The following is a 19780-nucleotide window of genomic DNA, read 5'->3' on the forward strand; positions in this document are numbered from 1 at the left end:
CGACAGCAGCCAGAGACACCTCAGTAGAGTTACCGACCGGGCCGCCTGGGATTGAAGGCGCTCACATCGGGAGCGGCAAGGTGTCGGCCACGAGATCCACCACGAGGGACCACGGAATCATCGTGGCCGCTCTGGTATCCGTCGCGTGCCCGATGAGGTCGACCAGCGCATGCTGCTGCGGAAACAGGCCACCTGGCCCGTAGGGAAGTGAGACGCCCAAGGCGACGTGTGCCAGCCACCATGCCGACCGCGTTGCCGGGACGGGAGATACCGGTAGTGGCACGAGCAGACCATCATCGGTCAGCAGCAGGTACGCCGCGTTCCCGCCGCCATCGGGCGCGATCCACAACTGCACCCCGCGGTCGCGGATCTGCTCGGCGATGGCCAGGTCCGCAGGCACGTCACGTGGCGGATGCAACGCCACCCACGTCACATCGTGGACGTCCTGGCCGAACAAGACATCCGGTTCACGGTGCGGCTCAGGCCGACCTTCGGGGCGGCGGGGACGCGTACGCCACCGCGCACCGCGCACCGCGTCGGGATCGACACCCTGCTCGGCCAACAGTTGCTGCAGGGCGAACAGCCGCCATGAGCCCGCGGCGGGGATCGGCTCGGTGCTCACCGAGTCCTCCAACGCCTGCGTCAACTCCGAAGGCAGCTGTCTCACCGGCAACGCCAGTGGCGTGAACACCGCCGGGTCGCCCAGGTAGGACACGATGGCCTGCGCGACGTGCCGTGGTGTGGCCGGGCTGCCGAGCACCGCGTCGGCGCCGGCCATGATGTTGCGTCGCACGCCGCGGTCGATGTCGGTGGCGGCGAGGTTCCAGCGGACCGCGGGGGTCCATCCGAGAGGGAGACTCTGCGTATGGCGGTGCGCCATGTCCGCGTGTTCACGCAGCGACCCGATCCGGGTACGCCACAGGTCCGCGCCCAGTTCGCGGACATCGTCGGCATCCGCGCCGAAGCCGTCTGCGGCTCGCTCGGTCCAGCGCAGGATCTTGTGCTCCCGCGCGGCGAACGGCGGCACCGTCACCGTCACCGGGTCCGCCTTCGGTCGCCACGCGGCGACCAAGTCGGCGGTTACATGACCGAGTGGCCACAGCGGCAGGTCGTGTCCCAGCGTGGCGGTGATGTCGGATACCGCGATGTCGGAGATCCGGGACAGCTGCTCGGAGTCGATGCCTTCGGCAGGAAACACCTCGGTGGTGAACACCCTGGCCGTGTACGGGTCGTAGGGTCGTAGGTTGTCGTAACGCGCTCGGGTATCCAGGACGACCAGCGCGGCGCGGGTGGGCATCGACGCGTCGGTGTCCGAGTCTGCCCAGAATTCGTCGGGGTGGAGTTGGCGGAGTACCAGTTCCACCACCGGCGCGGCCTCCTGCACAGCGCTCGTCCACGACGACAACGCGGCTGGGCTGTGCGGGGCCAGCACGGTGAGCAGGTGCACGACGGCGTCGTGACCGGCGATCGCGGTGTCGGGGCGGTAGGTCATCACGTGCACCGACACCGGGGTGTCGTCCCGGTTCGTCGTGGTACCCGTGACCGCGGTGATGGTCCGTCGACGGTCCAATCGCCAGGTGACTCCCGCGCGGGGAAGCAGCAGCGGCAGCCGTAGTCCAGGCCGGTCCTCGTCGCGGCGCTGCTGGGCCAGGAACCGGAAGACCACGTCGCGGTCCCACCGCGCCGGCCCCTTCTGTGCAGGGGCGATGGCAGCCGGCAGGACACCCTGGGTGTTGAGTTGGCTGAGGCGGGGCAGGCCGACGCCGTAGGCGGCGGCGAACTCCTTGGCCGACATGATCGATCCGAAGTCCGTCATGCCTACAGCAGGTCGAAGTACCGCGTTGTGCGTACGTCGTAGCAGGCTCATAGCCCGAGGCTAACATTTTTATTCAGTTTTTGACGGGGTGCTGAATTTTGGCGTGTTGCGCTCTCGGGGTGCCCGGTAGTGGGTGCGGGCGGGGCAACGTTCGACCATGTTGCTGTTGATCATCAGCTTCGGGATGGAGTCGTGGTGCACGGGTGTTGCTCTCCGACAGCACCTCGCGGTGTTGCCCGTGGTTGGTGTGCGACGTCGACGGCCGACACCGGTTGATCATGGAAGAATCCGTTCATGGAGGCACGGAAGAACCCGGAGTACCTGAGATCGGTTGCCGGCGCGGTCCAAGAGTTCAGGGACGCCCTTGTCGGGTTTCTCGAGTTGCACGTGACCAACGACGGGCCGGATGCGTACGGGCGCGGCATGGCACCGGCGGTGTTCGCCCGCGACGGCGCCGATCCGCAGGAGATCGCGCGTCGTGCGGCGACCGTGGCCCGAGCAGCGGGACGCGCGGCCGAGGCGACGCCGCTGACCGGCATCACGATGGCCGTGCAGGGCGTCGGCACGATCGACCCGATCACCAACTGGCGGACGATCACCATGCCCAAACCCGTGCTGGAGGCCGGCGAGATTCTCAACCTGTGCGACTTCGCACTGGGACGTCTGGAGGGCATGGTCACCAAAGCCGAGGCGGAGTTGCCGCCCGCCGTGGGTGCCGAGGCGATGCATCCCATCGTCTGGGGCGCGGCGGCACGCCTGTGGCGTGACAGGCACTACCGGCAGGCGGTAGCCGCTGCCGCCGAAGCGGTCGTGTTGACGCTCAAGTCCCGGACCGGCCGCAACGACGCGGCGGAGTCGTCACTGTGGCAGGAGGCGTTCTCGGATAGGGATCCCCAGCCCGGCAAGCCGCGTCTGCGCTGGCCCGGCGACCCCGCAGATCGGGACGTCGTCACCATGAACTCCGGTCTGCGGTTTTTCGCACCCGGTGTGCAGATGACCATCCGTAACAGCGCCACCCACCGCGCCGACGAATTGGACGAACAGGCCGCCCTGGAACGGTTGTCGACACTGAGCCTGCTGGCCCGGTGGGTCGACGAGTGCGACTTGGTCGAAGCTCCTGAGCAGTCCGACGGCCCGCGGAATTGAACGGTGCCCGGCGCGTCCGACCACGAGTCTGTCGTTGGACGGCCACCACCGTTGTTCCGCGCCAGGCGGGCTATCGGCAGCAAGGGCGCGGGCACCACTCTGTTGGTTCCTCGGGCCGTGACGGTTCCTGGTCGTGCTCACACAGGACCATCAAGGGTTACGTTGACCGAGGTGGCGTGCCGGGTGAGCACGGGCGCCGAGGACTTGTTCGCACATTACGGTCCTGAGCACACCGGACCACGCGTATGACGCTTGACCCACGGTCGTCCTCCGGTGCTGTTCGACTGCGGTTCGGACGCGGTCGGTCACGTGGCAGGGGGAGTGGCGGCAGGTGGCGGACGCTGATGTAGGCAAGGTCCTCATCCACGTCGATCAGGCTCATGTCCCATCGCTCGGGTACGGCGGCGGCGATGCGTTCCACCAAGTGCCCGCAGAACACCGGCACGCTCAACTGGATTTCTTTCGGGTCGCGAGTGTCGAGCGCATAGCCCGTCGTGAAATTGTTGAACTGCACGCGGCGTGGTTCGTCGCCGGACGGCTTGGGGACGAAGTAGCCGTGCAGCAAGGCGTTCCTGACCGTCCAGAGTAGTTTCGCATCCGGCACACTGATGTCGTGGTCGGTCAACAGCCTCTGAAACCTTGCCTAGACGGGATGTCCCGTACCGGACAAAGTGTCGAGCACGATCATGCCGAGGCACAGACCGATCCAGGATTCGTTGCCGGTTCCGTCGCCGGTGTCGGGGTCACGCCCGTTGGCGGTGCGCATGTCGCGCAGAGCCAGTTCGATCGGCAGGTAGCCGGTGCCGGGACGTGTAGTGCAGGGCATCCGTCGGATCGGGGCGTCACCGCGGTCGATCTCGGTTGTCATCGGGTCACCGGGATCTCGATCGTGCGAGGGCCGTGGACGACCTCGTGCAGGCCTACGGCGGAGATCACCACGGCCAGGATCCACTGGTGGCAGGCGTGCACGGCCCACTGGGAATCGATGTCCAGGCGCAAGCCGAGCGCGGCGCATCCCGCGGTGGCGTCGCGTAGTTCGTCCCAGGCCATGCCGTAGGGGTAGTGCACGATCGCGACCAACTCGCCGCCGCGGTACCACTGATCAGGGTGATCCATCCCGGCCAAGGCCTGCCGGCCGTCCGGGCAGTAGTCGTCCCAGCCGGTGCGCGGCCGTGGGCACACCTCGCGGACCAACAGACACGGACAGCTGTGATCACGTCGTCCTGTGGGCGCGCCGTCGTAGCGCCACGAGCGAAGTCCGCGTTCGTGCAGCCGTGTGAGCGCGGCTTTCTCCTCGAGGCCGAATTGCACACCCCGCCGGACCCCTGTCGATTCCCTGCTCGCCACTTGCCAACCGTAGGCGTCGGCGCTGTGGTCGGCGAGTAGGCCAGACGGGGTGTGTCGGGTGAACATGGCCTCATACGGCCACGATGACAGCAGGCTCGGAGGCGACAGACTCGGAATGTGATCCGGTCAGGTAAGGATGGAACGCGTCCCGATGTGCAGGTTCACGCGACTGTCGTCCACGCCTCCGCTAGGCGGCGAGTACTGCCGGGACCAAGACGGCTGATGAGGGTTTGGCCTTTCTGCTGCCGGAGTGGGCCGGGCGGATCATCGCGTCGTGCGGGCCAGCAGCGCGTTGAAGAGTCGTTGGCCTGCGGCGATGCCGATGCCGGTGGTCAGTGCTGCGAGCAGTTGCCTGGTGAGGGGTGTTGTGGCGCACCGTGGCTCGGGGGCGGTCGGTGCGAGGGTTGGCATGATCGGGGGAGTCGGTTCGAGGCCGGGTTGTTCCCGGTCGCCGGTGTCCTCTGTGGATGTTGCGGTGGGTCGGGCCAGGCGGTGGACGCGGTGGGCCACGTCGGCGAGTTTGGCGGCCACCGGTTGCCCGTCCCAGACCAGCAGTTCGATCCGGCCGAGGGCGGCCAGCTCGGCGAAGCGGCCGTCGGCGCTGCCGACCAGGAAGATCCGGCCGCCGTCGGCGTGGATGCGGCGGGCGTGGGAGAGCAGCGCCAGCTCGGCGGCGTCGGGGCCGGGTGGCACGCGTAGCGGTGCGATACGCAGCTCGGCCAGCAGCGAGGCGAGTGGATCACCTTCGGTCGCATCGGAGCGTGCGTACGCGGCGACCGCGTGGTGGACCTCGCCGGCAGCCGCGAGCAAAGCTTCCAGCCTTGCCCTCAACGGTCGGGGACGAAACTGGGCGGTGCCGAGGTTCTCCAGGTCCAGCAGCAGGACTGGATCGTCAGCGTTCACGAGCAGTCGGCTCCGAGTACGACAAGCGTGGCGATGTTGATCACGTCTCTATTCTCGGTGCAGTGGCGGGAATGCTGATGCGACGCGTCGTAGCGGTCACACCAACGGGTGAGTGGTGTGTCTGTCAGGCTCACGTCGCACCGGACTACTCGGCCGAGTGCCGCAGGGATGGTCAGCAGCTCTGCTGGCCGCGAATGTCGGCGGCAACCACATCAGCGGCGGCGACCCTGAGGCCTTGCATGCTTCATCCGCCAGACGTCCGGTGTGCCCGAAAACCGGTTCAACTCAGACGCTGGTGATCGCGGATCGCGCCAGCCTCGAAGGTCAGATGCTCGTTCGGGTCCACATGGCACGCTGGAAGTACCCGATGAACGCTCTTCTCGGAGTCTCCGACCAGATGGTCATTGCTTGTCTCACTCCTCAGGTGAGGTCGCGAGTGAAGATCCGTTCTCCGGCGTCGGGCGTGACGAAGGTCGGCGTACCCAGCATCGTGGTCAGGTCCAGTGGTCGGCCGTGGTCATACACGTCGAACGCGGCCTTGCGGTAGAACTCCTCCAGGCCCGGCGTGGAGGGCATCGCCCCGTAGGTCCTGCGGTAGCCACACTGCGCGTAAACCTGTCGGCACCGCTTGAGCAACGATCCACCGATGGTGCGGCTACGCGACGGCTCCGCGACCGCGACCGCTTTGACCCTGGTGAGGAACATTCCGATACTGAGCAGGATTCGGGATTGTTCCTCTTCGCCGCTGCCCTGCTCCCGCATCGCGGCCACCACGTTCTCTGCGACGTTGACCGGCGGGTAAGCGATCAGCGCACCCACCAAGCCGTCGTCACGGTGCTCGGCGACCAAGACCAAAGCCGCGTCCATGTAGGGCCGCATCGGGAACAGCGTTTCTTCGGAGAACCGGATGGACATGAACCGCCGGTACCCCGCGTGTCCACCGCTGCGTAGTCCGGCGCGTAGCCCTGCTCCCGCCGTACCTGTTTGCATGGCGTCACGCACCGGTGCTTCGAGCGTAACCTGGGCCAGCGCCGCCAAGGCGGCCACGTCGGTGATGTCTTTCGCTTGGGCTTGGCGCACGCGCACCCTGGGGGCCGAGGCCCAGCCGTGGACTAGCTTGTTCTCACTGACTCGCTCACTACTGCTCACGAAGTGTGAGTGTAGGTTGACACAGGGTGAGTTTGTGGGTGTGGTGGGGCTGTCGTCGAGTTCGAGATACCCACCGGCGACCTACCCTGAGCTGCCGAAAGCCGAACCCCTCTACCTGGGCGGGGTATACGTTTCGAGCAGCAGTCCCGTTGATCTTGCATGAGGCGCACTGTCGCTGCAGGTAAGCGCCTTGGGCCAGGCGCACGCGGTCAGTCGTCGGTCGGGTCGGGTTCGCGAAGATCGATCACCGGAATGCCGGGATGCTGATGCAGGGCTCCGGAGTGCCACCGAATCCAGACCGGCACCGCGCCCGCCGCATGAGCGAACCGGAGCTTCTCGACGCTGCGTGGGTTGTTCGTGGAGTCGATCTCGATGACCATATCGGCCTGGTGGGGTCGGGTGACCACGACGTCGAGCCGTCCGTACCGGCTGGCACCGCCCGGAGTCATGGGAATGGTGAGTTCGCGGTAGACCAGCCACCGGTCGCGCCGAAAGCGACGCGGCTGGGCATCGGCCCAGGCCGCCACCAGACCCGTGACGACCTTGGTGATCGTCGCGGTGTCGTAGCGCTCCTGGGGCAGCGGCCCCGCCACCGCAGTCAGACCAGTGCGCAGCCAGCCCTCCAACGCCTCGACAGCCATAAAGTCCATCTCAGGAGTTGTCTGACCGTGGCCGAGCAGGTGCAGCCAGCCGAGCGGCCAGTGCGCCTTGCCCAGTACGGTGATCGGCGTGCGGTCCTCGACCGCAGCACGCAACCGCTCCGCGGTGGGTGGCAACTCGGCCAGTGCAAGTCGGGCTTGGCGCTTCACGGTACCGGCCGCGCCGGTCTTGCCGAATTCGCCTTCGGCCACCAGCGCCCTGCGGATCTGCGTCAACGCCATGCTGCGCCACGCTTCCACCAGCGGCGGCGGAAGCGAGTCGGGAACCTCGATGCCTGCCAACATGAGCTTGGCCTGCTTCTCGGTAGCCGCGTAGGCGATGCGAGCGCTCTCACGTCGGGCCGGTTTCTGCTGTTCGGCCTGCGCCGTAGCCTTGCGTCGGCACGCCGGGCATACCCGATCCGGTCGTGACGATCTGGTCTCCACCAGCGCGGAGTGTCCGCACGTGAACGCTGTGACCACGACGTGGCCAGCGCAGATCCGGCAGGCGCCGCGGTCGCCGCGCTTCCAGGCCGGCATCCCGGTGCGCCCGGCCACCGTCTCGGACCACTCGTGCCCGGCCGCGCATCGCCAGTGCGCTACCAGCGAGTTCTTGGCCGAGGTGTTCCACGGGGTGTGGACGCCGTTCTTTTGCGGATGCCAGCTCGCGACGATCTCCGGGAACACCACGGCCAACGCCTGCTCTGGCCTCATCGGCTCCTTGCCTTCCTCGAATGGATACCGCAGTTCCAGAGCAACCTAATTCTCCGGACTTGAGCACAATCCAGTGAATAGTGGCGAGTAGTATTCGCATTGCTGGCATGTGTGGACATGTTGAGTGCCCGGCATTACGATGTGGCCGTCAAACCCGGTGATGACCAGTTGTGAACCGTGCGTGATCGTCATCGGGTACCGGTGCATCGTCGGATGGTGTGGGCATTCCTGTGCGTAGGAGTTGCCAATCATCCAGATGAGGGTCGAAGAGGAGCCGGGTCGTCACGCCCCTCAGTCGTTCGAATCGAACGATGTAGCCAGCGGTGAAAGGGATGCCGAGGTAGGCGAGGCCCGCGCCGTCAGGCCAGGTGGGATCTTCGACCGTGCCGTCAGGGTGGGCGCACCAGGCGTGTTCGAAGACCAAACCGTGAGGTCCGAGCGCATAGCCTTCGACGTAGATCAACTCATGAGCCCTGCTATGCCGCGTGGCGTTGGCGAAGCAGTGGCGTTCGTCGCCACGTTCCCGTCCGACGGGCAGGGGGGCGGGGGTATACCAGGTGCCGCGATGCAGGACAAGATGCTCGATGCAGGTGTATGTCCAGTCGGGATGGGCGTGGCGCAAGGGGTGGATGGCAATCACGGCATTCATCAGCGATGCCAACTCAGCCTGTTCGCCGACGAGAACGCCGTTCGAGAGTTGAAGGTCCACCTGGCCATGATGCCGTAGATCCGTTGCCCTAGGTGCGGCAGCAGATGGCAGCCGCTTGACAGATCAGCGTCAAAGCGTTGCGAGGCATGGCGACAGGAACGCCTCAAGGCGCTTCGGGTTGTTGGAATGATGGGCCTGTGAGGACGTCAGGTTCGAGGTGCCCGGTGAGGTCAGGGTCCGAGGCGTGGCGACCCGTTCGGACGAACGCTCCGATGTCGTCGTCGTGCACGGCGGGACTTCTTGGGACGCCGCGTCCGCATCTACCTTGGCGTTCCATCTGGGTCGGCAGTTCCACACGTGTCACGCCAAGGTGGGCTCGATCCACGCCACGCCGGCGGATGTGGCGTAGCAATATTGACGGTCAATGGGTGCGATCCACTGTGTTTCGATGGTGAAGCGGAACGCGCCGGTGAGATCCACGTCGATCGATTTAACTTGCCCTACGCCCAATCGTACCGTTGCCGAGTCGACTCGTTTGTTGTCCACTGCGATTCGGAATTCAATCGCACTGCCGCTGTCCGACTGATCAGTCAATCCCAATGTGACATGAAACGTCTTATGTTTACGGTTCAGTTGATAAGTGCGGCTGGCGAAGTCTTTTCCGCTGCAATTTTTTAGCGTTGTTGCAAGGGTCCTGCTGTAGGTCTTCGTATCTATGGTCTGATCTCCGCTGGATAGGGATTCTCCGCTGCTTTCGATTTGAGTCATGTCCAGCAATGAGGTTTCGCCCGGCTTCATTGTGCTTGAGGTGGTGGTTTCCGTGGCTGATGCGCCATTGGGCATGGTGACGGTCTGCACTGAGAGGACCGTCGATACCGGCGCGGCTTGTACGCCGTCCTTGCGGCCGGAGAAGTAGGCGGTCACACCGGTGGCGGTGCCGGTGATGAGGGCGGCCACCACGACCCCGATGACCGCGCCCGTCCTCGTGATCTTTGCAGCCTGGACTGCCGGATCGACGACCGGTTTCATCTTCTGATTGGTCACGCCCACCCCTTGTCACTCCCGGTTGTCGATCAACGATATCGGGAAGGGGTGGGCGTGCCGAGTGGAATCGATGTGGAGTCGCCTGAACGGCTCATCGGAGAAGTCGGCGACTGCGGTGTTCATGTTTGGTCGCAACCCGACGTCGGAACTTGCGCTGACGCGTTGAACGTCCCTGTTCATCTCCGCTGTTGGTCGTCGAGTTCGTGGTCGAGTCGACGGGTTAACTCGGGGGAGTGAACTTCATGATAATTGTCGTACTCTGCGTAATTGGGGCCTCGTTGGGAACAAGTATCAAGGCTCTATGACATGTCCGGATTACCGTCTGATCGTATCCGCATAATTGCGGATACGGAATTTTCTAGGTTTCTGAGCTGCACGTTTGTGAGGGAATGGTCGTTGTTGCGTGGTCGCCTGCATCGCTCGAGTGGGTGCAAATCACGGTTGGCCTAACGGCCCAAAATGATCATGAAATGGACAACTGTCGAGGATTGCGATTACGTGACAGCTTGTGTCACTGTGCCGCCATGCAGCGTTCCCTACGGGCGGGGCTGTGGGTTTCGGTAGACGCCATCCCTGGCATCCCGGAAGCCCTTCGCCGTGAAGGTGCCTACCTTCCGCACCCGTTGCCCTCCGATCTCGTGCTCCCGCCGGCCACCTATCGCACGGTCGCCGACGCCCAAGCCATGCTCGCCCGCCTCGACGTGACCGCGGACCGCCTCGGCATGCGCGCCGAACTCGTGCGATCCACACGGGTCCGCGACGCGCACCGATCAGCCCACCTCGCCGGCATCAACGTGCACCTGCACGAAGCTCTCGTGGCCCACCTGGTCACCTCCCAGAAGCCCGAGACGATCGACCAGTCGGCGACCGCCCGATTGATGAACCCATACCTGCGCGCCTACGAGCACGGGCTCGCGCGCGTCGACGCCGACGACCCCGTCGACGGCGAACTGATCGGCCAGATGAGCGCCATCATGACCGGCAGCCCGGAGCGCACCCTGCCCGAGGTGCTGCGCCAAGGCCACGGCTGGCTGGGGCGAAGCCCCCGGCAGGCATACCTGCTCACCGCCATGGGCGCCCACCTGGTGGGCCTGGTCCAGCAGTGGTCCACCTGGGTACGGGAGGAACACGACCAGCCGCGCATCGCGAAGATGGCCATCGCCCACTACCACCTCGAAGTGCTGCAACCCTTCCCCGCCGCCAACGGCCACGTCGCTCGGGCGTTCAGCACTCTGGAGATGGTGCGCTCCGGTCTGCTGCGCGACCAGATCCTGCCGTTGTCGCCGTGGCTGGACGACAACCTGGAGGAATACCAGCGGCAGATCCGCGCCGTGGTCGACACCGGCGAGATCCACCACTGGGTCGACTTCTTCGCCACCGCCGTGCACGACCAAGCCGAAGCCCAACTCCGGCTGATCACCCAACTCCACTGCCTCGCCGAACGGCTGGCGCCCACCTCGGCCGCGACGGGCATCCTGCCCGACGTGATCGCCCGGCTCGTCGCCTTCCCCGTGATCAACAACCCGGAACTGTGCCTGCGCTACGGGGTGACCCCGGAGCACGCGGCCAAGGTGACCCGCGCCCTGGTCGAGGTAGGCGTGCTCCAACCTTGGGAAGGGCTCACCTACCGGCGGGTATTCCAGTGCGTGCCCGCGCTGAACCTGTTCAGCCTCAACGCCGACAGCACCGCCGACGCCTGAGAGCACCGGCTCCTCATCGAGTCCGCATCCCCCGAGTGCGGGCCGTCACCCGAGAAGGCACGACCACCATCATGAGCATTCCACCCGAATCGGAACCACCCACCTCGCCGTGCCCTCACCGTGATCACCACCAGCGGGACTGCCCCGACCGCAGGCGGCTGACCATGACGACACTGACGCCCTGGTTGAAACTGGGTGCCCTACTGATCCAGATCGCGTTCACGGTGATGAACCACTTCCGAGACTGACCACGACACCGGCTCGGCGGCGGGTGTGCTCACCAGCGCGCGCACCCGCCCTGCGGCTTTCTCGTCGACGTCGACCACCAACGTCAGCGCGCGACTGAACTGCGATCGCGCCCGCGACCGCGCCCCGGTCCGCCACAACGCGATCCCCCACAACACCATCGCCTCCGCCCGCTGCCGCGGCGGCGTCCCCGACAGCGTCTCGTAGGCGGTGTCCGCACGAGCCAGATAGTCGACTGCGGACTCCGCTCGGTCGCCCTCCAGCATGAGCGCCCCGATGTAGCCCAACGCCCACGCCACACCGACCGGATCCTTATGCCGCAAGTACACGTGCAACCACTCGCTCGCGCACTCCATCACCATGTGCAGACGATCACGCGCCCGATACGTCCGCACGAGCGCGGTCAACGCCGCGACCAAACCGTCCCGCTCATCACGCTTCCGCCAGATTGCCAGATCGCGCATCCCCTCGATCTCTGCGACCCGATACAACCCCCGCTCGGCGAACACCGCGGCACTGGCGCGAAACGCTTCGGACAGGACGACTGAATCAGGCAGCACACCGGCCAGTCCGGTTCCGCAGTCGCGCAACCGCCGACACCAGGTCTCGTCCACCTTGGCTGGGACGAGTGGCCACACCTGCGACAACAACAACGCCGCTAACTCCGGCTCACCGGCGGAGATCACCGACCGCACGACCGACAGGACACGGTCCTGGTGGGCGAGAGACCACAGGGCCACGCCGTCCACGTCATCTGTCGGGGGAGTGCCGACGAGGGGAAGGTGTGCGGCCTCGATGTGGTGCCCGAGCAGGCGTCTGGCATGAAGCACGTCCCGCAGCAGTGCCGTGCCCTCGTCGCGCGGCTCCTCGCTCACCGACACCCTCCTCGGGTCTCGTCTCGGTCGACCACCCGGTCGTGGCGCTGGGGCCACTGCTCACGACGGGCTAGCCCGCCCCACCGAATCTCATGATCACGAGTGTCAACCATTCGGGTGATCATGCGGTACCGCCGGTCGCGCCTGAAGCGGGGCCCCGATCCGGGGGTGATCCGGGACAGTGGGTCACATCCGACGGAAGGGGTCACCCGTTCGTGCGGTGCTTGTCCCGTTGCTCCTGGTAGGCGATCGACCATCACCATATGACCACGATGTGCGGGCTCGACGATCTCGTCTGTTGCTGTGTCGATGGCGGTAGCGGATGCCCGCACTTGCAGCGGACGGTCGACACCGGTTCGACACGGTGGGTTCCACTCACGAGTGCTGGCCCTCAAGGGCAGCGGGCTGTACCTCACCGACGACGAGGTCAACCTGGTGTGCCCGCGCCCGCTCGCGCCTCACTGCACGTTCTCCGATCAGGCCTGACCAGGCCCCGCCCAGCAACACACCCGTCAGCAGACAGACACCTGATGACCACCATGCCCACGCCGCCGAGTCGATCAGAGCCACCACCGCATTAGTCGTAGCGGCCAGTGCCAGAGCGAGTAGTGAGCACCCGAACACCGCGACCTCGGCATTCGTCGTCGTGGTCCATGTGTCCATCTCGCCCCCCAGTCCCGTCACTGGCCGTATCGACTGAACGGGCACATCGGTTACACAGAGCAGCAGTGCGCTGGTCGTGATCTCGCAAGCCCTGGGATTGGAGTGAGTCGATCGAGTGAGCCCGTCAGAGACGATCATCTCGGGCATGACCGACCGCGTCCTGGGCACCTTGGTCGACATGGTGGACCTTCGGTCCGGCCACCAGGATCGTGCGCGACGTCGTCCTCGTGCACCTCGGTCCCCACGACGGAAACCAACGAGGCCCCGCCGCGGTGACCCCACTGAGGGAAGCGACCAACCAGCGCCTGCCCGACGACTTCGACGCAGACAAGAACGACCACGTCGTCTCCGGCGGATGGACCGATGATAACCCTCGCGAACTCCTCGACGACTCGATCTATGCCGCCACCCCCGACGCAATCGTCGACCGGCATCGGACAGCCTGACCTGGCACCGCTATCCGACGCGCCGCGCGGCGATGCGCACCGCGAGATGCAATCCGGGCGGCGGGCGACCCCTATCGTATCTCTGCGCGGCGCCAACTTCATGGCGCACAATCGGGTGTACTCGACTCCCTGTTGAGATCCTGCGACAGGACGGACATGGTCGCAGAAGCCCGAACCCGGTAATGAGGGGCGAGTCGGCCGTTCGGATGGTCGTGGGGGTGTGACCAGTCGACCGTTCGGTGTGACCAATGTGGAGAGTTCTGCGAGGCTTCCGGGATATTCGGGTTCTCCTGGGCGTCAGTCGGATGCAGTTCGACGAAGTCTCGCGGGATCGTTGCCTCGTAAGTCAGGTACGCGGTGAGCACCGTTCGGATGGTGGCGAGCGGGAATTCCTGGGATGCGGGAATCTCCGTGTCGTGTGCTTGCAGGTCGTAGACGACGACACCGGCCGCGCCTGGGTCGCCCAGGGCGGCTCGGGGCGGGTTCCACAGTTCCTGGACGAATCCTCGGTCGTCGCCGATCCCGGCGCAGATGCGTGCACCATCCCAGGGATCATCCTCGACGGTGAGTTCGACGACCGCCGGGAACGGGTGGCCGGTGGAGTACGAGCGAACCCGGTCGACCAGCGGCTCAAGATCGTCTTGTGTTCGCACCGCAATCGGATTCTCGTCTGTTCCGCGATCGTAGATCGCTTTCAGCGTCGCCACGGTGGCCGCTTCGATTGCCATGCGCACGATTACCGCCCATCCGAGGGGCGGCCAAGCCACAGCGGCGGCAGGAGCGCGACGACTGTCCGGCAGCGGTGTTGAAGCACGGATCTCCTTGCAGTGTGGGGAAGCGGCGGCTGGCATTGCCGCGCGAGGTGTGCCTATCGGTATTGGTGGGTCATTCGATCAACGATCAGGCGGCCACGCTCGACGAGGTCGGCCTGCTGCTTGATCAGCCCGGTGTTCAGGTAGGAGACGCCGAGTCGCACGGTCAGCAACAGCAGCAGCCGTTCCTCCGTTTCCGTCAGCGGCCTGCCGTAGCCGTCCAGGTAGGCTGTTCTGAGGTCGGGGCGGGTCGACCAGACCGCGCCACACAGCCACACGAACTCCTCCACGGCGACGCCGTGGTGGGCCATCGCGAAATCGATCAGCGCGTGCCGGCCGCTTTGCCCGTCCCACAGCCAGTTTCGGGTGGAATAGTCGCCATGCTGGTAGACCAGCGGCAACGCCTCGGCCAACTCCGGCAGCTTCCGCGCCGCCTCCTGCACAAAGACGAGGTGGTCGTCGTCGAGATGGTCGGCGGTGCTCTCCAAACAGGCGGTAGCCTCCCGGGCCTTACGCAGCATCGCCTCACGCACATCGTGGCGGTCCTGTTCCGAGGCCTGGGCGGATAAGTCGTGCCAGCGGCGAAGTAGACGGCCCGCAGCCTCGTGCACGCGCGGCTCCATCGCCTTGTCCAAGATCAGGCCACGCACGACGGCGCCCGGAAGCGGTGAGCTGATGATCGCTCGCAGGTAAGGGGCCGCGGCCAGCAGTCGAGGTGCCTCGTGCTCCGTCAGAACCTGCGCGGTGTAGGCGTATCCGTCGACCTCGCGATCGAAGTCCAGGCTGGTAGGGCTGAGCTTGACGAACGCGGTGATCCCCCCGGCGTGCACGCGCCACACTCTGGAACTACCTCTGGGCCAGGACACGTCGGTGATCTCATCAAGGTCGCACAGTGTGGTGGTGACCCATCGGCGTAGTTCGGCCGGGAACGGCTTGGCGGTCATGAGGTGTCATCTTCCGGGCAGGTCTGTGATCGGTGATCGTCGTTGAAAGATCTGGTGTGGACAGTGGCGGGTCAGCCAGCCGGAGCGCTTGATTCCCTGCGGTGAGAAGGACTTCGCGGATGGCGGAACGCCTGAGGCGTGCGGGCACCCTGATGACGCTCGAATACCTCGACATCGCGAAGCCGGTCGTGGCCAAAGGAGCACTTCTGGCTGCATCAACCCCACCGACAGGTCAACACACCAGCGTTCCGTTGTCGGTGGAAACGTCTTGCTGGTTCGACCAGGAAGCTACGCGACCGGGCTCAAGGTGCCGATCTCGTGCACGAGGTGGCGGGCATCGGAATCGGAGTGCCGTGCCGCTTGGTTCCTCAAGGGTTCCAGGTGCGCCACGATGCGCACGGACCGCAGACGTCGTGCGGCCTCGACCGCGTCGTTCCCGTAAGCCACACCACTGGTCGTGTCACCGGCGGCCAGGGAACAGGTCGCCATCCAAGCGAGGTTGAACGCCCGCTGCCGAGCTCGGGCCTGGGGGTCTTGATCCAGTGCTGCCCGCAACCGAGGGATGGCGCGATCGAGATGGGCCTCGTCGCGCAACGCCAGGGTGCTGAACACACGTGCCGCGTTGGTCTGCATGGCGCCGTCGTTGAAGAACGTCACCGCGCGGGGCTGCTCATCGATGCTGGCGTGGGCGTATTCGTCCTCGGCGCGGCGCAGTTGCGCGAGCGCGGCGGCCGGATCGCGCAGGTGCGCGTGCGCGAGCGCGGCGTCGGCGTGCAGCAGGGCCAGCACGGTGGAGGAGCGGGAGTCCTGGGCGGCGATCTGGCCGAGCTGGAAGTACTTCAAAGCGTCGGCGGGATGTCCGTTGTCCAGCGGCACCCGGCCGAGATGATGCATCACGATGGCCGTGTGGGTGGGGCTGTCGGCGGCCTGGGTGTCCCGGACGGCCTGGGTGAGGTAGCGCACGGCTTCGCCGGGCAGCCCGAGGTCGTGCGCGGTCCAGCCGGCGAGGGTCTTGAGGTCGGCCACCCCCAGCGCCAGTTCGAGCCGGTGGGGGTCGGAGGCGTGCGCCGCATCCAGAAGGGACTGTGCCCAGTTCATCTGGGCGAGGATCGCGTCTCGGCACGAGCCGCCGCCGTGGGTCGCGTCGTAGGTGCGGAACGCCTCGGTCAGCACGCGCAATTGGGTGATTTCGGTGCCGCCGACCCGGCCCAGGACCGGCGCGGGGGTGGGGGTTACCGCGAGCAGGTCGACTTCGTGCGGGGTGAGCAGGGCTCCGGCCACGAGTTTGCCGACGAGGCCGAGGAAGGTGCGGCGTTCCATGACGTCGTGGTCCTTGCTGTCGAAGGTGGCCCGGTGGTGCCCGGCGAGCGCGGCGGAGGAGTCGGTGTAGGCCAGCCCCAGGTAGCCACGGGGGATGCCCAGTCCCTCGGCGATGCGAGCCAGCACGTCGTAGGCCTGCACCTGGCGGGACCCGTCGGCGATGCCGGAGACCTCGGACTGGTGCTGGCCGGTCAGTTCGGCGATGTGGCGTTGGGTGATGCCGCGGGCGTTCAACAGCCGGTAGACGACGTCGATGTGGTGACCGGCCAGCGCCTGTCTCATCTCGGGGGCTTCCCACAGCGTCGGCGAGATGGCCGCGGAGCCGGTCGGCACGACGTTCACGTGGGCCTCCGTCTCCGTACGCGCGTTCACCCACGGTATCGGCTTAATCACGGGAATGGCGAGACGTGATCGGCCAACCTGATTAGCGCGACTGATCAGGTCGTGATCGGCCAACGTCGCCGGCGCGACCTCTCTCCCGCAGGCCGTGACCAGGGACAAAGTCACCACTCCACACAGTCGGGCCGCGAGCGTTCGCCGCGGACCCGCCCGTGGTGACCGGGATCGTCCGGCGAGGTGATCGAGGGGGAAACTGTGCGCGACGTCGAGGTCGAACACCACACCGAGGCCTTGGGGGTACCGGCGAAACCACACCAACCGGCTGGCGGCAGCGCCGCGGACCGGGAGGTGACCGGAGGTCCTGGCCCGATCGGCTCGGATTCGCTGGCCGGAGCTGCCTCGTGACGCCGCGGGGTGACGCGCTGGCAGAACAGGTCGACGTGCTGATCCGGCCGTCCCGCGCCGTCGTTGTCGACTCGCGGCGCGAGGACTTGCTGGTCCGGGAGACCGGAGCGGGGTCCGGCCGGATCGGCAAGGACGTGGTGCGCGACGCGGGAGGACTGGCGGGCGCGCTGCGTCTGCCGAGCGCGGCGGGGCCGGGGTTGCCGTTGCTGATCAGCGTCAACCAGGAGGGTGGTCGGCTCGACGCGCTGGACTGGCCGGCGGTGGCGCAGCTTGCGGGGAACCTCGCTGTGGGCGCGATCGGGTGTCCGGAGACGGCCCACGCGGCGGGGGCGGCGATCGGTGGCCAACTGCGGGCGGTGGGGCTGACCTGGGATTTGGCGCCGGTGTGCGACCTGGGTTCCTGGCCGTCGACGTCGGCGGTCGGGACGCGCGCGTTCGGCTCGGAGCCGGGGTTGGTGGCGCGGTTGGCCGCGGGCTTCGTGCGCGGGTTGCAGTCGGCCGGGGTCGCCGGGACCGCCAAGCACTTTCCCGGTCTGGGCGGTGTGGCCACCGATCCGCATCACGCGGTCCCGGTGCTCGACCGGCTTCGGCCGGGGTCGCTGTTGCCGTTTCAGGCCGCGATCGACGCGGGGGTTGCCGCGGTGATGGTCGGCAGCCACGTCGTCCTGGAGTTCGATGACCGGCCGGCGGTGTTCTCGCCGGGGACGGTTCGGTTCCTGCGGGAGGAGATGGGCTTTGACGGGGTGATCGTGAGCGAGAACCTGTCGATCCCGGCGGTGCACGAGTCGGTGGGGGGAGTGGTCGCGGCCGCGGTTGCCGCGCTGGCGGCCGGGGTCGACGTGGTGATGCTGGATTCAGAGGTCTCGCGCGGCCGCGGCGACCACGCCGCGGTGGTAGCGGCGGTTCGGACACGGGACCGGGTCGCCGCCGCGGTGGTAGCGGCGGTGCTCGACGGCCGGGTCGACCCGGACCGGGTGGCCGAGGCCGCGCGCCGGGTGCGGTCCCTGCACGATCGGTTCGGCCTGACCGACGCCACGCAGCGGCCTGCCTGGGCCGACGTCGACACCGCGGCGGCCGAGGCCGCGCGCCTGATCGGCGACCGGTCGGTGACCGTGCTGCGCGGCGGGCACCTTCTTCCGCTGCCTGACACGGCCGGCGGTCTGGTGGTGCTGGTGCGGGTGCCCGACGGGCGGGTGGCGCGCGCCGACAGCGCCCACGCCGCTCCCGACCTGGTCCCCGACCTCTGGGCCACCGACCACCGGCCGGTGCTGCGGGTGCGACCGGGTGACCCGATACCGGAGGGCGCCGCGGCGATCGTGTTCTACGGCTACGACACCGGCCCCGACCTGCCGAGCCTGGCCGCGGCCGAAGCGGCCCGGCTGACCGGTCGGGGCGTACCGGTGGTCCAGGTCGCGTTCGGCGTTCCGGACGACCTGGTCTCCTCACCCGCCGATGTGCTGATCGCGGCCTACAGCCCGCACCGCGCGAGCGTGGCCGCGTGCGCGTCCGTGCTGTGGGGACCGGCGTACGCCTCCGGGAGGCTCGCCGTGGCCGGGCACCCGTGGTGACGACCCGGATTCCCGCGCGTGAGCTGGGCCGGTACCTGATCGGCCTGTACCGCTCGGCCGGGATGTCGCCGAGCGCGGCCGCCGGGGTCGCGGCCGCGCAGGTCGAGGCGGACTTGCGCGGCCTGACCGGGCACGGCAGCCGACTCGCCCCGTCCTACCTGCGCAAGCTGCGGTCCGGGGACCTCAACCCTCGGCCGCGGATTCGCGTCGAGACCGAGCGCGGAAGCTGCGTCGCCCTGCTGCACGGAGATGGGGCTCCCGGTCCGCTGGCGGCTGGGATCGCGGTCCGCACCGCCGCCCGCGGCTGCCGCGAGCACGGCGTGGGCCTGGTCGCCGCGCGCGGGGTGGGGCACGCGGGCGCGGTCGGCGTGTTCGCCTCGCGCGCGGCCCGCCACGGCTTGATCGGGATTGTCGCCACGCAGACCTCGGCGGCCAGCGTGGCCCTGCTGGGCGGCACCGGACTGCCGGTGCTGGGGAACTGCGCGGTCGCGGTCGCCGTTCCCGGCCCCGACCCGCGGCGGCCGGTGCTGCTGGACATGGCTATGGGCGCGCTGTCGTGGGGGACCGTGCACCACCTCGGCCGACACGGGCAGCCGCTGCCGCCCGGCGTCGCGCTCGATCGGCACGGCCACCCCACCGTCCGCGCGGGGGACGCGGCGGTCCTGCTGGGCGACGGCGGCCGCGGGCAGGCTCTCGCCCTGCTCACCGAGGTCTTGGTGGCCGCCGTGACCGGCAGCCCGCTGCCCCGCACCGGCCAGGACGAGCGCGGCCTGGTGTGCCTGGTGATCGACCCCGGCCGGATCAGCCGCGGCGACGACCTGGCCGGGGTCGCGCGGTTGGCGCACACGGTGCGCGGCCAGGGCGCACGACTACCCGGTGACCGGGCCTGGTCGCACCGCGATGCCGCCGCGGCGTCCGGTCTCGCCCTGGCCGACCTCGACGTGTGCGCCCTGCTGGCCGCCCACCCCACCCCGTCCTGGCTGCCGCTGGCGTTCGCCGCGCACCGCACCCGGTGCCCGGCCTGCCAGGACATCCACTTGTCGCTTCACCCGTGAA

Annotated in this window: 18 protein-coding genes; 5 read left to right on the forward strand and 13 right to left on the reverse strand. The window is 67.4% G+C overall.

What is annotated here, in order from left to right:
- Positions 1-61: 61 nt before the first annotated feature.
- Positions 62-1816 carry a hypothetical protein gene (locus RM788_RS42255; protein WP_315925876.1) on the reverse strand — a complete coding sequence of 585 codons (1755 nt, stop codon included), beginning with the start codon at positions 1814-1816 and terminating at the stop codon, positions 62-64.
- A gap of 294 nt (positions 1817-2110) precedes the next feature.
- Here RM788_RS42255 and RM788_RS42260 point away from each other — a divergent pair, with 294 nt between their 5' ends.
- Positions 2111-2962 carry a TIGR02391 family protein gene (locus tag RM788_RS42260; protein WP_315925878.1) on the forward strand — a complete coding sequence of 284 codons (852 nt, stop codon included), beginning with the start codon at positions 2111-2113 and terminating at the stop codon, positions 2960-2962.
- A gap of 157 nt (positions 2963-3119) precedes the next feature.
- Here the strand turns inward: RM788_RS42260 and RM788_RS42265 are convergent, their stop codons facing one another.
- From RM788_RS42265 to RM788_RS42300, 8 genes are all read right to left on the reverse strand, one after another.
- Entirely contained in the window at positions 3120-3587 is a 468-nt protein-coding gene (locus RM788_RS42265; protein WP_315925880.1) for a hypothetical protein, read from the reverse strand.
- Positions 3588-3605: 18 nt separating this feature from the next.
- Positions 3606-3830, reverse strand: coding sequence for a hypothetical protein (locus RM788_RS42270; protein ID WP_315925882.1), 225 nt, complete (start codon positions 3828-3830; stop codon positions 3606-3608).
- On the reverse strand, positions 3827-4078 hold the full coding sequence (locus RM788_RS42275) for a hypothetical protein (RefSeq protein WP_315925884.1): 252 nt from the start codon (positions 4076-4078) through the stop codon (positions 3827-3829). The genes RM788_RS42270 and RM788_RS42275 overlap by 4 nt, the downstream gene beginning before the upstream one ends.
- 495 nt (positions 4079-4573) lie before the next feature.
- Positions 4574-5212 (reverse strand): hypothetical protein, encoded by a 639-nt coding sequence (locus RM788_RS42280; RefSeq protein ID WP_315925886.1) that lies wholly within the window; start codon positions 5210-5212, stop codon positions 4574-4576.
- A 420-nt stretch (positions 5213-5632) separates the two neighbouring features.
- Entirely contained in the window at positions 5633-6361 is a 729-nt protein-coding gene (locus RM788_RS42285; protein WP_315925888.1) for a hypothetical protein, read from the reverse strand.
- Between the two features lie 209 nt (positions 6362-6570).
- The gene (locus RM788_RS42290) at positions 6571-7713 is read right to left on the reverse strand and encodes a zinc-ribbon domain-containing protein (RefSeq protein WP_315925890.1); all 1143 of its coding nucleotides are present in this window, start codon (positions 7711-7713) and stop codon (positions 6571-6573) included.
- A gap of 148 nt (positions 7714-7861) precedes the next feature.
- Positions 7862-8422, reverse strand: coding sequence for a hypothetical protein (locus RM788_RS42295; protein ID WP_315925893.1), 561 nt, complete (start codon positions 8420-8422; stop codon positions 7862-7864).
- 300 nt (positions 8423-8722) lie between these two features.
- Entirely contained in the window at positions 8723-9406 is a 684-nt protein-coding gene (locus tag RM788_RS42300; RefSeq protein WP_315925895.1) for an NPCBM/NEW2 domain-containing protein, read from the reverse strand.
- A 623-nt stretch (positions 9407-10029) separates the two neighbouring features.
- Here RM788_RS42300 and RM788_RS42305 point away from each other — a divergent pair.
- The gene (locus RM788_RS42305) at positions 10030-11106 is read left to right on the forward strand and encodes a Fic family protein (RefSeq protein ID WP_315925897.1); all 1077 of its coding nucleotides are present in this window, start codon (positions 10030-10032) and stop codon (positions 11104-11106) included.
- A 200-nt stretch (positions 11107-11306) separates the two neighbouring features.
- On the opposite strand, the gene RM788_RS42310 is transcribed toward RM788_RS42305, so the two are convergent.
- The gene (locus RM788_RS42310) at positions 11307-12227 is read right to left on the reverse strand and encodes a hypothetical protein (protein ID WP_315925898.1); all 921 of its coding nucleotides are present in this window, start codon (positions 12225-12227) and stop codon (positions 11307-11309) included.
- An 872-nt stretch (positions 12228-13099) separates the two neighbouring features.
- Here RM788_RS42310 and RM788_RS42315 point away from each other — a divergent pair.
- Entirely contained in the window at positions 13100-13336 is a 237-nt protein-coding gene (locus RM788_RS42315; RefSeq protein ID WP_315925900.1) for a hypothetical protein, read from the forward strand.
- A gap of 98 nt (positions 13337-13434) precedes the next feature.
- Here the strand turns inward: RM788_RS42315 and RM788_RS42320 are convergent, their stop codons facing one another.
- From RM788_RS42320 to RM788_RS42330, 3 genes are all read right to left on the reverse strand, one after another.
- A complete protein-coding gene (locus tag RM788_RS42320) occupies positions 13435-14064 on the reverse strand; it encodes an Imm1 family immunity protein (protein WP_315925902.1) in 630 nt (209 codons plus the stop codon).
- Positions 14065-14204: 140 nt separating this feature from the next.
- Entirely contained in the window at positions 14205-15092 is an 888-nt protein-coding gene (locus tag RM788_RS42325) for an aminoglycoside phosphotransferase family protein (protein WP_315925904.1), read from the reverse strand.
- A 288-nt stretch (positions 15093-15380) separates the two neighbouring features.
- Entirely contained in the window at positions 15381-17033 is a 1653-nt protein-coding gene (locus RM788_RS42330; protein WP_315925906.1) for a helix-turn-helix domain-containing protein, read from the reverse strand.
- A gap of 119 nt (positions 17034-17152) precedes the next feature.
- On the opposite strand from RM788_RS42330, the gene RM788_RS42335 reads away from it, so the two are divergent.
- Together RM788_RS42335 and RM788_RS42340 are read left to right on the forward strand one after the other, a co-directional pair.
- A complete protein-coding gene (locus RM788_RS42335) occupies positions 17153-18724 on the forward strand; it encodes a glycoside hydrolase family 3 N-terminal domain-containing protein (RefSeq protein WP_315925908.1) in 1572 nt (523 codons plus the stop codon).
- Entirely contained in the window at positions 18721-19779 is a 1059-nt protein-coding gene (locus RM788_RS42340; RefSeq protein ID WP_315925910.1) for an Ldh family oxidoreductase, read from the forward strand. Before RM788_RS42335 ends, RM788_RS42340 begins: the two co-directional genes overlap by 4 nt.
- Position 19780 lies beyond the last annotated feature (1 nt).

Origin of the sequence: Umezawaea sp. Da 62-37 (assembly GCF_032460545.1) — a bacterium.
In the GTDB taxonomy this organism is placed as follows: Bacteria; Actinomycetota; Actinomycetes; order Mycobacteriales; family Pseudonocardiaceae; genus Umezawaea.